Raw genomic sequence first — 14162 nt, 5'->3', positions numbered from 1 at the left:
TATACAGATAGCGAAAATAGATGCTCAACTTGTTCAAAAATTTTGATGGTAGTGCATTCTCTCGCCAGCCGCCTCTCTCACGCTCCGCCAAGGCTTGGCAGAACAAACGATTGCCGTTATGATCCGCCGCACTTTTTTCAGCGACCCGGATCCCATGACACCCTCGCGCAGGCACTCCCCCTTTGCCGGTGCAGTCTGGATGATGGTAGCGGGCCTCTGCTTCGCCGCCGTCAACAGCCTGAGCCAGTATGTCAGCTTCAAGCTCGGCCTCCCCTCGACCCAGGTCGCCTTCCATCAATATCTGATTGCCCTGGTCTGTCTGCTGCCCTGGCTCATTCGCCACGGCCTGCGCCAGTCGCTGATGACCAACCAGCTGCGGCTGCACCTGCTGCGGGTTGCCCTGGCGGTGGTCGGCATCCAGTTCTGGCTGTGGGCGCTGGCGGTCCCCGTTCCCATCTGGCAGGGGATAGCGCTGCTGATGACTTCTCCGCTGTTCGCCACCCTGGGCTCTGCCCTCTTTCTCAAGGAGCAGGTGAGCCGGGCCCGCATTCTGGCAACCCTGGCCGGCTTTGTCGGCGCCATGCTGATCCTGGCCCCCTGGACCGACGATTTCAGCTGGGCCTCGTTGCTGCCGGTGGCGGCGGCCCTGTTCTGGGCCGGCTACTCCTTGCTGGTGCGCTATCAGGCGGCCAGCGAGTCGTCCCACACCATCGTCGTCTATCTGCTCATCTTCAGCACCCCGTTCAACGCCATGCTGGCGCTGCCGGAGTGGCAATGGCCGAGCGAAACCCAGTGGCTGCTGGTGGCCGCCTCCGGCGTGCTGTCGGCGCTGGCCCAGATGTCCATCGCCCGCGCCTACAGCGTGGCCGAGGCCTCGTTCGTGCAACCCTTTGATTTTGCCAAGCTGCCCATGAACGTGCTGGCCGGCTGGCTGGTGTTTGGCTGGGCGCCGCCCGGCCGATTGTGGCTGGGGGCCACCATCATCATCGGCGCCATCACCCTGCTCACCCATCTGGAGCAGCGCGCCCACAAATCCGTTTCCTGAGGTACGCCATGCGTGCCTCTTTTTTTGCCCGCTATTCGTGCGATAGCGGCCCTCAATCACCACCCACGACATCAGGAGAGATCACATGTTTGGAACCGCTACCCGCCCCGGCGCCACCCGCGCCCTGCTGCTGGGCTCCGGCGAACTTGGCAAGGAGGTCGCCATCGAGCTGCAACGCTTCGGCATCGAGGTGATCGCCGCCGACCGCTATGCCGATGCCCCCGCCATGCAGGTGGCGCACAGCGCTCATGTGCTGGACATGCTGGACGGTGCCGCCCTGCGCGCCCTGGTCAACGAGGTCAAACCGGATCTGATCATCCCCGAGCTGGAAGCCATCGCCACCGATACCCTGGCCGCCCTGGAGCAGGAAGGGGTCAAGGTGGTGCCGAACGCCCGCGCCACCCAGCTCACCATGAACCGGGAGGGGATCCGCCGCCTCGCCGCCGAAACGCTGGGCTTGCCCACCTCCCCCTACCGCTTTGCCCAGAGCAAGGAGGAGTTTGTCGCCGCCGTCGAGACCATCGGCCTGCCCTGCGTGGTGAAGCCGGTGATGAGCTCGTCCGGCAAGGGGCAGAGCGTGCTGCGCGATCTCGCCAAACTCGACGAGAGCTGGACCTATGCCCAGGAGGGCGGTCGCGCCGGTCGCGGCAAGGTGATCGTCGAGGGCTTCGTCCCCTTCGAGTACGAGATCACCCTGCTCACGGTACGCGCGGTGGACGGCATCCACTTCTGCGAGCCCATCGGCCATCGCCAGGAAGATGGCGACTACCGCGAATCCTGGCAGCCGCAAGCCATGAGTGAGCTGGCACTGGCCCGCTCCAAGGAGGCAGCGGCCAAGGTGGTCGAGGCGCTGGGCGGCTACGGCCTGTTCGGGGTCGAGCTCTTCATCAAGGGTGACGAGGTGTGGTTCAGCGAAGTTTCACCGCGCCCCCACGACACCGGCATGGTGACCCTCATCTCCCAGGATCTCTCCGAGTTCGCCCTGCACGTGCGCGCCATTCTGGGGCTGCCCATCGGGGCCATCACCCAGTACGGGCCGAGCGCCTCCGCCGTGGTGCTGCGCGAAGGTCACAGCCAGGACATCCGCTATCAGGGGATTGGCGAGGCGCTGGCTCTGGTGCCAGGTGCCCAGCTGCGGCTGTTTGGCAAGCCGGAGATCGCCGGTCGCCGCCGGCTCGGCGTGGCACTGACGCGAGCCAAGCAGTGCGACGAGGCGGTAGAAAAAGCCAAAGCGGTTGCGGCCGGCGTCAAGGTGCTGTTCTAAGCCCACTTTTTGGCACACGAAATCAAACGTTTGCCAGCATGACCCAGCGCAAGGGGCATGGCAATGCCCCTTTTGCATTGAGGCACCTTGTTTATAATCCCCCCTTCACCTATGTCAGGAGTACAAGATGTTAACTGCCGTGATCTTCGATATGGATGGTGTTCTGATCGACTCGGAACCCTTTTGGCAACGAGCCCAGATGGCTGTCTTCTCCGAACTGGGCCATCCCCACACGGTGGAAGATTGCGAATCGACCATAGGCGTGCGCATCGATCAGTTGGTCGCCCACTGGTATCGGTTGCGCCCCTGGAGCGGCCCCAGCCAGGAAGAGGTGGTGCAGCGCATCCTGGATCGGGTCAACGCCCTGATCCTCTCCGAAGGTCAGGCCAAGGCTGGTGTGCTGGAGGCACTCGACCTTATCGAGGCGCAAGGCCTTAAAATCGGTCTGGCCACCTCCTCCCCCTTTGCCATGGTGGAGGCCGTGCTCGGCAAGCTCGGCATTCGCGATCGCTTCCTGGCGGTGCACTCCGCCGAGGTGGAGCGCTTTGGCAAGCCGCACCCGGATGTCTATATCCACGCCGCCGAGAAGCTGGGAGTCGAGCCGGTGCATTGCCTCGCCATCGAGGACAGCTTTACCGGTCTGCTGGCGGCCAAGGCGGCCTCCATGACCACGCTGATAGTGCCGGATCCAGCGCTGGTGGGTGACCCGCGTCTGGCCATTGCCAACCATCAGCTGCGCTCGCTCACCGAGCTGGATGCCCAGATGCTGACCAGCTGGGTCAAGTAAACGACCAGCAGGCGCAGATCGTTCCCATGTACCCGGCATTGGTGGGTGACCCACGCTTGGCCATCGCCGACCATCGGCTGCGCTCGCTGGCCGAGCTTAATTGCGAGATGCTGGCCAGCTGGGTCAAATAAACCACGCTCTGGCGGACTGACCTCCTGCCTCCCTTGATCCCGGTCATAATCGTGCGCTTGCTCGCGGTCAGGCAGGTGCGATCCAGCTAGAATCTGGGGAGAGAGGCGGCCCACGGGCCCGAGGAGGTCATCATGATCGAGTACACCAGCAAGCGCATCGTCTGCCCCCATTGTGGCCATCATACCCGGGTCGAGCTGGATGCCAGCCAGGGAGATCAGGAGTTCTATGAGGATTGCATGGCCTGCTGCAACCCCATCCACCTGCGACTGCACCGGGATGAGGCGCGCGACTGCCTGCAACTCTTCGTGGATGCTGACGACGAGCAAATGTTCTGAGTCGCCCTGACAGGGGATAGCGCAAAACAAAGCGGGGCCCACTGTGCCCCGCTTTCCTTTTCGCCTAAGCGGCCGCCTCTGCGCCTTATTGGCGGGCCGCCAGCACCCGCTCCACCGTGTCGACGATGGCCTGGGTCTGGGGGTCAATCTCGATGTTGGTCTGCCAGCCGGCCTTGACCCAGCCGAGGTTGGTGCGGGCCAGGGTCTCGGGGATCAGGTTGACGCAAAATTCGCAGCCGCGCACCTCGCCCACGGTGAGGCTGATGCCATCGATGCCGATGTAACCCTTGGTCAGCACGTATTTCATAAGCGTTGGGGCCAGGCGATACCACACCTGCCGGTTGTTGGGGGTGTCGATGACCGAGATAACCTGCGCGGTGCCCATGATGTGGCCGGACATGGCGTGGCCGCCAATCTCGTCGCCAAAGCGGGCGGCCCGCTCCACGTTGACCTTGTCCCCCAACTGCAGCTGGCCGAGGTTGGTGAGGCGCAGGGTCTCCTGCATCAAATCGAAGCTGACCAGATCTCCTTCGACCCGGGTGACGGTCAGGCAGCAGCCGTTGTGGGCCACGGAGGCGCCCAGCGCCAGCCCCTCGCCCCAGGCCGGGCTCGGCATGCGGATCACGTGGGTACGAAAGTTGGGCAGCTCTTCGATGGCCACCAGTTCGGCGGTCCCCTGCACTATGCCGGTGAACATGTCTCGTCTCCTGCTACGAAAAAAGGCAGGGTAACCTCGCCACACGACCCAGACAAGCGCAACCGCTGACAAGCAGGCGGCCGATCGCTATAGTGACGGCATTCAAACCAAGTGCTGACAAGGAAACAAAAATGCAGGTATATCAATGCTGTGAGGCCATTCGCATCGCCTACAACCAGATTGGCTCCGGCGAGCAGGGCTATGTGCCGCAGGCCATCGCCGCCACCATCAGGGCGCTCAACGCCGTGGCATCGGATGAGCGGGTGCCGGCGGATCTGCGCGAGCAGGCCGCCTACGCCGCCGCCAACCTGCTGATCAGCGATCACGAAGACGCCTGATCCCGGGCTTGCACCAATCGTTTCGTCCCGGATGAATTTCAGGCTAGAATGACCCCCCCCGCACTTTGCACTCCCGCTTCCGGAGTGCAAAGGCTCTTCCCGATACCCGCTCTTTTTACGCTTTATCTGATCCACTCGGAGGTGTCAGTGCAACGTTATTGGTCCGAGGCGAGGCAACTCGTTCGTCTAGCCAGCCCCATTCTGGTCGCCCAGGTGGCCCAGATCGCCATGAACTTTGTCGATACCGTGATGGCGGGACAGGTCAGCGCCGTCGATCTGGCCGCCGTGTCGGTTGCCTCCAGCTTCTGGTTGCCGGTGATCCTGCTGGTGCAGGGCATCATCATGGCGCTCACCCCCATCGTCTCCCAGCTCAATGGCGCCCGCAAACGGGACGAGGTGCGCCCGGCGGTGCACCAGGGCTTCTGGCTGGCGCTGATGGTCACCCCCATCGCCATGGTGGCGCTCTATTTCAGCCCGCTGGCGCTGCAGTTCATGGAGGTGGATCCCGTGATGGCCGCCAAGACCACCGGCTACCTGCACGCCATCCTGTGGGGGCTGCCCGCCTTCGTGCTGTTCCAGGTGCTGCGCAACTTCAGCGAGGGGCTCTCCCACACCATGCCGACCATGGTGATCGGCTTCGTGGGGCTGGCGGTCAACATCCCGGCCAACACCATCTTCATCCATGGCCTGTTCGGCATGCCGAAACTGGGTGGGGTCGGCTGCGGCGTGGCCACCGCCATCGTGCTGTGGGCCATGCTGCTGGCGATGATCGTCTATGTGAAGCTCTCCCGCCACTTCAAGGAGATCAACCTGTTCGCCCAGCTCGCGCGCCCCAATGGCAGCCGGATCTGGCGCCTGTTCCGGTTGGGTTTCCCCATCGCCATGGCCATCTTCTGCGAGGTGACCCTGTTTACCGTGGTGGCCCTGATGTTGGCCCCCTTCGGCGCGGAGACGGTGGCGAGCCACCAGATAGCGCTCAACTTCTCCAGCCTGGTGTTCATGCTGCCGCTCTCCATCGGGGTGGGCGTCACCATCCGGGTCGGTCACAGCATCGGCGAAGGGCTGCCTGATCACGCCCGGGTCGCGGCCCGCACCGGCCTGATGCTGGGCATGACGGTGGCCGCCGCCACCGCCGCCCTCACCGTGCTGCTGCGCGAGCAGATCGCCACCATCTACACCGAAGATCTGCAGGTGATCACCCTCGCGGCCACCCTGCTCTTCTTCGCCGCCATCTACCAGATCTCCGACTCGGTACAGGTGGTGGCGGCGGCGGCCCTGCGCGGTTACAAGGACACCAAGGCGATCTTCTACGTCACCATCGTCGCCTACTGGGGACTGGGGCTGCCCACCGGCATGATCCTGGGCCTGACCGACTGGGTGGTGCCGCAGATGGGACCCCAGGGCTTCTGGGTCGGCTTCATCGTCGGCCTCACCAGCGCCGCCCTGATGCTGGGTACCCGGCTGCGCTACATCTATGGCCGCTTTGCCAGCCCGGAGGCCTGCAGCGCCCTCTCCAAGGCGCAATAAGGGGAAACTCGCCTGCAAAATCAACAGGCTGCGCAAGAACTGGGCAAACAGTCTCCTTTGTGCGTGCGGCCTGTTGACAGCCTAGGGGGGCATGGGTAGTATGCCGACCACGCCAGCAGTGCTGGCGGGATAAAACGGGTTTTCAATCCGGTTTATGAAGTGGGTTTATAGCTCAGTTGGTTAGAGCACTACCTTGACATGGTAGGGGTCGTTGGTTCGAATCCAATTAAACCCACCACTTTTCCGCGATGCGTCCTTAGCTCAGCTGGTTAGAGCACCACCTTGACATGGTGGGGGTCGGTGGTTCGAATCCACTAGGACGCACCATCCGGAACACTGTTATGCGTCCTTAGCTCAGCTGGTTAGAGCATCACCTTGACATGGTGGGGGTCGGTGGTTCGAATCCACTAGGACGCACCATAACAGTTTGAATAAATTGCAGGAATTGAGTGTGAGCTGATAGCTCAAACACAGATGTGGGTTTATAGCTCAGTTGGTTAGAGCACTACCTTGACATGGTAGGGGTCGTTGGTTCGAATCCAATTAAACCCACCACTCCCCTGCAATCACACAAAGTCGCCTTGCGCACCCTGCGTCCTTAGCTCAGCTGGTTAGAGCATCACCTTGACATGGTGGGGGTCGGTGGTTCGAATCCACTAGGACGCACCAGATTTGAAAAGCCCGCTCCTCGAGCGGGCTTTTTGCATCTCTCTTCTCTGACGATCCATGCTTTCCCCTCTCATCAGCCCCTCTTGACCCGCTGCGGCCATTGTCGGGACATGGCCGCAGCGTTCCCTTGCCCAGTCAGAAGAGATCGAGCTGCTGGCCGCAGATCCGCTCGAACGACTCACCGATAAAGGGGAGGATGGCATCGGCGATGGGTTTGAGCTGCTTGTCGATGTAGTGCTCGTAGTCGATGGCGCTGCGCCGGTATTCCAGCGGCTCGGGGCCATTCAGGGTCACCAGGTAGGCGATGGTGCCCCTGTGCTGGTAGCGCTGGGGTAGACCGCGGCGCAGGTTCTCCTCGTCCGCCAGGCGCGCCGCCCGCACGTGGGGCGGCACGTTCTTCTGGTACTCCTCGAGTTTCTGGCGCAGCCGCTTGCGATAGACCAGCAGCTCGTCGTGAAGGCCGGCGCGGGTCTCGTCCACCATGGTGCGCACATAGCCGCTGGGATCCTGGTCGTGAAACACCATCTCGTAGAGGCGGGTCTGGAACGCCTTGGCAAGGGGCGTCCAGTCGGTGCGCACCGACTCGAGCCCCTTGAACACCAGCTGCTCCTCTTCACCTGTCTGATGGCCTGCCACCAAACCCGCATAACGCTTCTTGCTCCCCTTCTCCAGCCCGCGAATGGTGGGCATCAGGAAGCGGCGATAGTGGGTCTCGTACTGGATCTCCAGATAGCTCGGCAAATCGAACTCCCGCTTGATCAGCGCAGTCCAGTTGTCGTTGATCATGCGGGCCAATCGCCGGCCAATCTCGTCCGCCTGGGCGGGGCTGGTCTCACGCCCCAGGTGGACGAAGGTGGAGTCGGTGTCGCCATAGATCACCTCGAAACCCTCCCCTTCGATCCACTCCCGGGTCTGCTGCATGATGCCGTGACCGCGCAAGGTGATGGAGGAGGCAAGCCGCGGGTCGTAGAAGCGGCAGCCCCCCGAGCCCAGCACCCCGTAGAAGGAGTTCATGATGATCTTGATGGCCTGGGAGAGCGCCTTGTTGCTGGCCGCCTTGGCTCTATCCCGCGCCGCCCACAGAGTGGCGATGAGATCCGGCAGGAAGTGGCGCTCGCGGGAGAACAGGGCGCCGCGAAAACCCGGGATGGCATGGTCGGGATGCTGCAGCCCCTCGATGAGCCCCATGGGGTCGATGCAGAAGGTGCGGATGATGCTGGGATAGAGGCTCTTGAAATCGAGCACCAGCACGTGGCGATAGAGCCCAGGTTTGGAGTCCATCACATAGCCGCCGGGGCTCGCGAGCCCCCCGTCGGCGGGCAGGTTGGGGGCCACATAGCCGCCGCGGTGCAGCCGTGGCAGATAGAGATTGGTGAAGGCCGCCACAGAGCCCCCTACCCGGTCGAGCTCGAGGCCGGTGAGAGAGGCGCGCTCGATGGCAAAGGGGATGAGGTGGCAGTAGTCGAAGATCTCCCACACCAGCTTGCAATCCTCCAGGTTGTAGCGGGCCAGCGCCTCCTTGTCGGAGTGGAACAGCTCGGTGATCTTCTCCCCCCGGTTGGCCACGTCCTCGATGTCCTTGCCGCGGCCGAGCAGCTCGCTCGCCACCGCATCCAGGCTGTAGCTGGGGAACTGCCAGGTGGCGCTTTTGAGGGTGTCGATGCCGTCCAGCACCATGCGCCCGGGGATGATGACGCTGCCGCTCTGGGGGTCATTGCGCGATGAGCGCCAGAAGCAGAGCTCGTGGCCACGGCCGAGTCGCAGCCGCCGCTTGTTGAGCTCGGCGCGGCGCAGCAGCAGGCGAAAGTCGAAGTTGACCACGTTCCAGCCGATCACCAGATCGGGGTCGTGCCGCACAAACCAGCGCTCCAGCGCACTCAGCAGGGCGCTCTCGTCCGCCACCCACTCGACCTGGGTGCCCCAGCTGTTGGCATCAGCCTCCGGCGTACCGATCATGATGACCCGCGCATCCTCGGGGCTGTAGAGCCCCACCGAGAAGAGGGCCCCGTCCATGGCGCACTCCACGTCCAGTGACACCCAGGAGAGGGTCGGCGTCACCGCCTGGGGCGCGCAGCGCGCCTCGTTCACCTCCCAGTAGCCCTGCTTGCCCCCCTTCTTGCGCGCCCGCCCCTCGAAGCGCACGCCGGCGGTGATGAAACGCTCCATCAGGAAGCGCTCAGGCAGCCGGATATCCGCCTCGAAGTGCTCCAGCCCGCGGATGAGCAGCAGCTCGATGGCGCGGTGAAAGGCGCTCAGGGTGGCAAAATAGCAGCCCACCACGGCACGACCGTCGAAGGTGTGCATCGGCAGGCGGCGAAACCGCCCGCTCACCCCGGCCCCCTTGAACAGCTCCGCCGCCTCCGCCATATGGCTCTGCGGCAGGAAGAAGACCGGCTCCTGCCCCGGCACCACCACCCGCACCGGCCCCTGTTCGCTCCAGAGCCACATCACGATCTCGGTGCGCTCCGGCTGCTCACCGCGGCCGCGAAAATCCCGCCCGTGACGGGTCAGGATAAAGCCGTCGCGCGGCGGGGTAACGGGAGGGATGGGGGGGTGGTCGGTCATGCCAGTCATCGGGATCAACATAGGTGTGGGACTATTGTACGTTCATACAGTGCTTTACTGCAATTGGCACGCCAGGCTGCCATTGCCACGCAGGCTGCCAGGGGCAGCGCAAACTGGTATGCTCGGCCAGACGGGCACGCACTGCCTGTGGCAGTGGTGTTCGCCCATCGACTCACCCCGCTTGTCAGCCAACATCAGGAGGTCATGGTGGCGCTTTATTCTCTGCTGGATCAGCTGGCCATTTCCTATCAGCGCATCGATCACGCCCCCGTCTTCACCTGCGAGGAGGCCAGCCGGCTGTTGCCCAACCTGCCCGCCGCCAAGACCAAGAACCTCTTCCTGCGCGACCCCAAGAGCGAACGGTTGTTTCTGGTGGTGACCCCTGAGCAGAGCCGGATCGATCTCAAGGCGCTGGCGAGTGCCCTTGGCGTCAAACGGCTGAGCTTCGGCTCGCCCGAGCGGCTGGAATCCGTGCTCGGCCTCACCCCGGGCTCGGTCACCCTGCTCGCCATGGTGCGAGACAGGGAAAACGCGGTGGAGCTGGTGGTGGATGAGACGATCTGGCAGGCCGAGCGGGTGCAGTGCCACCCGCTGGTCAATACCGCCACCTTGCTTATTCGCCTCGACGACGTGCGCCGTCTGCTGGCCCACCTCGGCCGGGATGCCACCGTCATGCGGCTGCCGGTGGTGGTCGACTGAGGTCGACGTGTGGGGGGATGGCCCTTCGTCACTCCCCGTCCCTGATTAATCGTGTCAGCCGCCGGCAACTGGGGGTGTTGGCACTATCCTGCCCAGACCATCCAAGCCATTGCTCAGCGGCACAATTCATGCTGTGATCCGCCCCAGTCACCCGGCCCTGAGACCACAGCGCCGTTACCGGCAGGAAGAGCCCACACCCTTGATGCAGAGTCTGTTTTCCTCGGCCCAGTTGCTGAGCCTGGTGCTGTTTGTCAGCCTGTCCCACGTCGGGGTCGCGGCCATTTTCGCCTACCTGTGGCATACCCAGCGACCGCTGCGCGCCCTGCTCTACTGGTCGGCCAGCGAGCTGGCCATCGCCGCCGCCTTTGGTTGCCTGCTGCTGCGCCCCCTCACGGGGGAGACGTCCCTTGCCAATATCCTGCTCACCAACCTGCTGATCATCGCCACCCCGCTGCTCTATGAGCGGGGCCTGCGCCACTTTTTCCGGCGCGAGGCCGACCGCTTCGGCTGGCTCTGCCCGCTCCTCGCCCTCGCCGGCTTCCTGCTGTTTGCCCTGGTGGCCTCGCAGCAACCGCTGGCCAATGTGCACAGCCGGATCATCACCCTCTCCGGCGTGCTCTCGCTGCAGATTGGCCTGTTGCTGTGGCAGCTCTGGCGCTACCAGCGACTGGCCCCCGCCTATCGGGTGCTGCGCTTCGCCATCCTGCTGCTCGCCCTGCAACTGGCCCTGCAGCTGCTCAGGATGGCCAAGCATCAGTGGTGGCCGGAGTCGGCTGCCTCCAGCCTCACCGACCCCCTGCTCGGCCCGGTGATCCTGCTCAGCCTGCTCTTTACCATTGCCCGCAGCTTCATCCTGCTGAGCCTGGTGCACACCCGCCAGCAGCAGGCCATGCTCGCCACCCAGCGCGAGCTGGAGCGGCGCGCCAACCAGGATGCCCTGACCAGGCTGGACAGCCGTCACCATTTCGAGCAGCAGCTGGCGGCGCGGGCCTGCCGCAGCGCCCGCCCCTGGCAGCTGCTGCTGATCGACCTGGACAACTTCAAGCAGATCAACGACCGCCACGGCCACCCCGCCGGCGATGCCATGCTGCGGGCGGTGGGGCGAGTGATCCGGGAGAGCCTGCCACCGGCGGCACTGGCCGGGCGCCTCGGCGGCGACGAGCTGGCGCTGCTGGTGATGGAGACGCCGCAGACGCTGCCAGGCTACTGCCACGCCCTGCAACAGGGGGTCACCGAGGCCACCCGCCCGCTGGCTGGCGGCCCCATTGGCCTCAGCATGGGGCTGACCTCGCTGCAGACGGGAGAGAGCTTCGAGCAGGCCTATCTGCGGGCGGATCAGGCGCTCTATGCCGCCAAGCAGAGCGGGCGCATGCGCGCCTGCATCCGCGAGGCCCACCACAGCGAGCCACGCCTGCTGCAAGCGGCAGAGCTGCACCCGTGACAACCGTCATCGAGTGTCGAGCCGCGCAGCCTGCCGATGGCCCCGCCTACCGCCGCTATGTGGCCGAGTGTGGTGCCGCCGGCCTGCCCCTCTATCAGGTGGCGCAATTCGACCCGGATCAGTGGCTGCAGGATCTGCTCGCCCATGCCGCTGGCGAGCGCCTGCCGCCGGATTACCCGCCCACCACCACCTACTTTGCCCTCGAGGGGGAAGAGATCCTCGCCACCTTGCGCCTGCGCCACGACGACACCCCGGCAACCCGCCAATGGCTCGGCCATATCGGTTACGAGACCCGCCCCTCCCGCCGCGGTGAAGGGGTGGCCCGCACCCTGCTCGGCTGGCTGCAACGCCATGTCCTGAGCGGCCCCGTGCTCATCAGCTGTGACGAGGCAAATCCCGCCTCCCTCAAGGTGATCGCCAGCGTCGGCGGGCAATGGCTGGATCGCCGCTACCATGCTGGCGATCGCTGCTGGGTGAACTTTTACCAGATCCAGCCCCACCCCGCCCGCCAGCAAGGCGCCGCTGACTCGCAGCCATAAAAAGAGCGCCCGCAGGCGCTCAGTCGGTCTCTTGGTTGCAGGAGCCTGGGCGTCAGTAGCCCTCCTCCTGCTCCGCCTTCAGTCGCGCCTGGCGGGCCAGGGCCTCCTCCTCGGCGCTCTCGATTTCGTGCAGTACGGCGTCAAGATCCACCCGCTCGTTGCTCTCTTCGAACAACCCGGTCAGTTCGCTGTCGGGGGTGAGCTTGCCATCTTCATAGAGGGCCCACATCTCCCTGGCGTAACGGGTCTTGAGCAGCTCGGGGGCATACATGCCGTAGTAGTTGCGCATGTTGTCGACGTCCCGCTCCAGCATGGCCTTCGCCTGGTTGTTGGCGGCGGCATCCACCACCTGGGGCAGGTCGATGATGACAGGCCCCTCTTCATCCACCAGCACGTTGAACTCCGACAGGTCGCCGTGAATGAGGCCGGCGCAGAGCATGCGCACCACGTAGCGGATCACCCTGGCGTGGTCGGCCAACGCCTGTTCGCGGCTGAGGGCCACGTCGTTGAGGCGGGGCGCCACATTGCCATCGGCATCGGTCACCAGCTCCATCAAGAGCACGCCGTCGAGGCAGACATAGGGCCGCGGCACCCGCACGCCGGCAGCGGCCAGCTTGAACAGGGCATCCACCTCGGTGTTCTGCCACACCTCTTCGTGTTGCTTGCGACCGTACTTGGAGCCCTTCTCCATGGCGCGGGCATCGCGGCTGCTGCGCACCCGGCGCCCTTCCTGATAGACCACCGCCTGCTTGAAGCTGCGCTTGGCGGCCTCCTTGTACACCTTGGCGCAGCGGATCTCGTCGCCGCAGCGCACCACGTAAACATCGGCCTCTTTGCCGCTCATCAGCCGGCTGATCACCTCGTCAACCAGGCCGTCGTCAACCAGAGGTTGGATTCGATTTGGAGTTTTCATGCCCGCCCTTTCACCCTGTGTGCGCCCCCGAAGATAGCCTCTTCCGGTGCGCTTGCCTATTCCAGATTGTGCCGTGCCACCGGCGCCCGGGCGCCGGTCCTTCCATTGCGTCAGTTTTCGGGGGGCAGGTCGCCGCGGATCCGCTTAATGCCCTCTTCGTAGAAGCCCTCGTGCCCCTGGGGATGCTCCATGGTCTCGAAGATCTTGAGGAACCACATGTACTGCTCCGGGTGCTGGCGCAGCTGCTGCTCCACCATGTCGTTCATGGCGCGAACATCGGCCTCCAGATCGGTGCCGGGATAGGGATCGAAGGGGGCCTCGATCTCCAGCCGGTAGCACCCCTCCTCCTCGTCATAGCAGGCGAGGATGGGCACCGCCTTGGCGCCGGTCAGCTTGACCAGCTTGGGCAGGGCCGGCAGGGTCGCCTTGGGATGGCCGAAGAAGGGCACGAAGATGCTGGCCTCGCGGCCGTGATCCTGATCCGGCAGGTAGAAGAAGCTGGCGCCGCCGCGGATCGCCTTGATGGCCGGCTTGATGCCGGCACTGCGCTCATACACCTTGCCCCCCTTGGCCCGCTCGCGGTTGATGTACCAGTCGAAGACCTGATCCTTGGCGCTCTTCATCATGGTGCACATGGACATGCCCCGGATGGCGAAGTAGCGGCCTATCATGTCCACCGCCCAGGTGTGGGGCACCACCAGGATCACCGGCCGGCCGGCGGCCTGCTCTGCCTCGATGTGCTCCCAGCCGCGCACCTTGATGCGGCCGGCCAGGTGATCGGCGCTGCGCAGGGTCAGCTCGGCAAAGCCCATGAAGGTCTTGAGCCCCACCCGGATCGATTTGAGCAACAGGGCCTGACGGCCCGCCTCGTCAAGCTCGGGAAAGCAGATCTTGAGGTTGGTGTCGGCGATATAGGCCTGCTTCCTGGATAGACGCAGCAGGGGGGGAACCAGCCGGTCGGCCAACCGGTCACGCAGACCATGAGGCAGCAGCCCCAGCAGGCAGAGCAGGCCGAGCGCCAGCCAACTGCCCCACCAGCGCGGATGGAGCAGACGGGGATGAAATGAGGTGTCGAAAACCGGATCGTGTGAGGACATGGCCGCCATCAAGTCATAGAAAATAAACGGTTATTTTAATTATCCTGACAAAATTTTCCACTTTGGGCTGGCGCGGGCCCGGTTGGGGCAGGCGCTGGCTCGACTGCTCGCCTT

The 14162-nt window shown here is 64.3% G+C and carries 13 protein-coding genes, 5 tRNA genes and 1 pseudogene; 15 read left to right on the top strand and 4 right to left on the bottom strand.

Features of this window, described 5'->3' with window-relative positions:
• The first annotated feature begins 154 nt into the window (after window positions 1-154).
• From BN1143_RS18835 to BN1143_RS18815, 5 genes and pseudogenes are all read left to right on the top strand, one after another.
• The gene (locus BN1143_RS18835) at window positions 155-1045 is read left to right on the top strand and encodes a DMT family transporter (protein WP_042051863.1); all 891 of its coding nucleotides are present in this window, start codon (window positions 155-157) and stop codon (window positions 1043-1045) included.
• 85 nt (window positions 1046-1130) lie between these two features.
• A complete protein-coding gene (gene purT / locus BN1143_RS18830) occupies window positions 1131-2309 on the top strand; it encodes a formate-dependent phosphoribosylglycinamide formyltransferase (RefSeq protein WP_010633871.1) in 1179 nt (392 codons plus the stop codon).
• 127 nt (window positions 2310-2436) lie between these two features.
• Window positions 2437-3096 (top strand): hexitol phosphatase HxpB, encoded by a 660-nt coding sequence (gene hxpB, locus BN1143_RS18825; protein WP_010633870.1) that lies wholly within the window; start codon window positions 2437-2439, stop codon window positions 3094-3096.
• Between the two features lie 8 nt (window positions 3097-3104).
• Window positions 3105-3227: pseudogene (locus BN1143_RS22955) on the top strand (hexitol phosphatase HxpB); the annotation flags it as partial.
• A 132-nt stretch (window positions 3228-3359) separates the two neighbouring features.
• Complete coding sequence (locus tag BN1143_RS18815) at window positions 3360-3563, top strand: CPXCG motif-containing cysteine-rich protein (protein WP_005301298.1); 204 nt, start codon at window positions 3360-3362, stop codon at window positions 3561-3563.
• Between the two features lie 85 nt (window positions 3564-3648).
• Here BN1143_RS18815 and BN1143_RS18810 read toward each other — a convergent pair whose 3' ends face one another.
• On the bottom strand, window positions 3649-4260 hold the full coding sequence (locus tag BN1143_RS18810; protein WP_005301301.1) for a riboflavin synthase: 612 nt from the start codon (window positions 4258-4260) through the stop codon (window positions 3649-3651).
• 131 nt (window positions 4261-4391) lie between these two features.
• Between BN1143_RS18810 and BN1143_RS18805 the strand changes: the two genes are divergently transcribed.
• The 7 genes from BN1143_RS18805 to BN1143_RS18775 all read left to right on the top strand — a co-directional run bounded on the left by BN1143_RS18805 (window position 4392) and on the right by BN1143_RS18775 (window position 6794).
• Window positions 4392-4598: a YaeP family protein gene (locus tag BN1143_RS18805; protein WP_005301307.1), complete on the top strand. Its 207-nt coding sequence runs from the start codon at window positions 4392-4394 to the stop codon at window positions 4596-4598.
• A gap of 147 nt (window positions 4599-4745) precedes the next feature.
• On the top strand, window positions 4746-6125 hold the full coding sequence (locus BN1143_RS18800) for an MATE family efflux transporter (protein WP_017764378.1): 1380 nt from the start codon (window positions 4746-4748) through the stop codon (window positions 6123-6125).
• Window positions 6126-6286: 161 nt separating this feature from the next.
• Window positions 6287-6363: transfer RNA gene (locus BN1143_RS18795), tRNA-Val, on the top strand.
• Window positions 6364-6375: 12 nt separating this feature from the next.
• A tRNA-Val gene (locus tag BN1143_RS18790) sits at window positions 6376-6452 on the top strand.
• Between the two features lie 16 nt (window positions 6453-6468).
• Window positions 6469-6545: transfer RNA gene (locus BN1143_RS18785), tRNA-Val, on the top strand.
• A 58-nt stretch (window positions 6546-6603) separates the two neighbouring features.
• Window positions 6604-6680: transfer RNA gene (locus BN1143_RS18780), tRNA-Val, on the top strand.
• 37 nt (window positions 6681-6717) lie between these two features.
• A tRNA-Val gene (locus BN1143_RS18775) sits at window positions 6718-6794 on the top strand.
• 135 nt (window positions 6795-6929) lie between these two features.
• On the opposite strand, the gene BN1143_RS18770 is transcribed toward BN1143_RS18775, so the two are convergent.
• Window positions 6930-9368 (bottom strand): DNA polymerase II, encoded by a 2439-nt coding sequence (locus tag BN1143_RS18770; RefSeq protein WP_197069889.1) that lies wholly within the window; start codon window positions 9366-9368, stop codon window positions 6930-6932.
• Between the two features lie 195 nt (window positions 9369-9563).
• Between BN1143_RS18770 and BN1143_RS18765 the strand changes: the two genes are divergently transcribed.
• From BN1143_RS18765 to BN1143_RS18755, 3 genes are all read left to right on the top strand, one after another.
• The gene (locus tag BN1143_RS18765; protein WP_197069886.1) at window positions 9564-10058 is read left to right on the top strand and encodes a prolyl-tRNA synthetase associated domain-containing protein; all 495 of its coding nucleotides are present in this window, start codon (window positions 9564-9566) and stop codon (window positions 10056-10058) included.
• Window positions 10059-10260: 202 nt separating this feature from the next.
• Window positions 10261-11499, top strand: a complete 1239-nt coding sequence (locus BN1143_RS18760) for a GGDEF domain-containing protein (protein ID WP_042051705.1) — start codon at window positions 10261-10263, stop codon at window positions 11497-11499.
• Window positions 11496-12038, top strand: a complete 543-nt coding sequence (locus tag BN1143_RS18755; protein WP_042051703.1) for a GNAT family N-acetyltransferase — start codon at window positions 11496-11498, stop codon at window positions 12036-12038. Before BN1143_RS18760 ends, BN1143_RS18755 begins: the two co-directional genes overlap by 4 nt.
• 52 nt (window positions 12039-12090) lie before the next feature.
• Here BN1143_RS18755 and BN1143_RS18750 read toward each other — a convergent pair whose 3' ends face one another.
• Window positions 12091-12951: a PA4780 family RIO1-like protein kinase gene (locus BN1143_RS18750; protein ID WP_017782756.1), complete on the bottom strand. Its 861-nt coding sequence runs from the start codon at window positions 12949-12951 to the stop codon at window positions 12091-12093.
• A 110-nt stretch (window positions 12952-13061) separates the two neighbouring features.
• Window positions 13062-14057 (bottom strand): LpxL/LpxP family acyltransferase, encoded by a 996-nt coding sequence (locus BN1143_RS18745; protein WP_042051701.1) that lies wholly within the window; start codon window positions 14055-14057, stop codon window positions 13062-13064.
• Window positions 14058-14162: the final 105 nt, after the last annotated feature.

Source organism: Aeromonas dhakensis (assembly GCF_000820305.1).
Lineage (GTDB): Bacteria > Pseudomonadota > Gammaproteobacteria > Enterobacterales > Aeromonadaceae > Aeromonas > Aeromonas dhakensis.
Note: the sequence above shows the minus strand (reverse complement) of the source record. Positions and strands in the feature narration are given on the sequence as shown.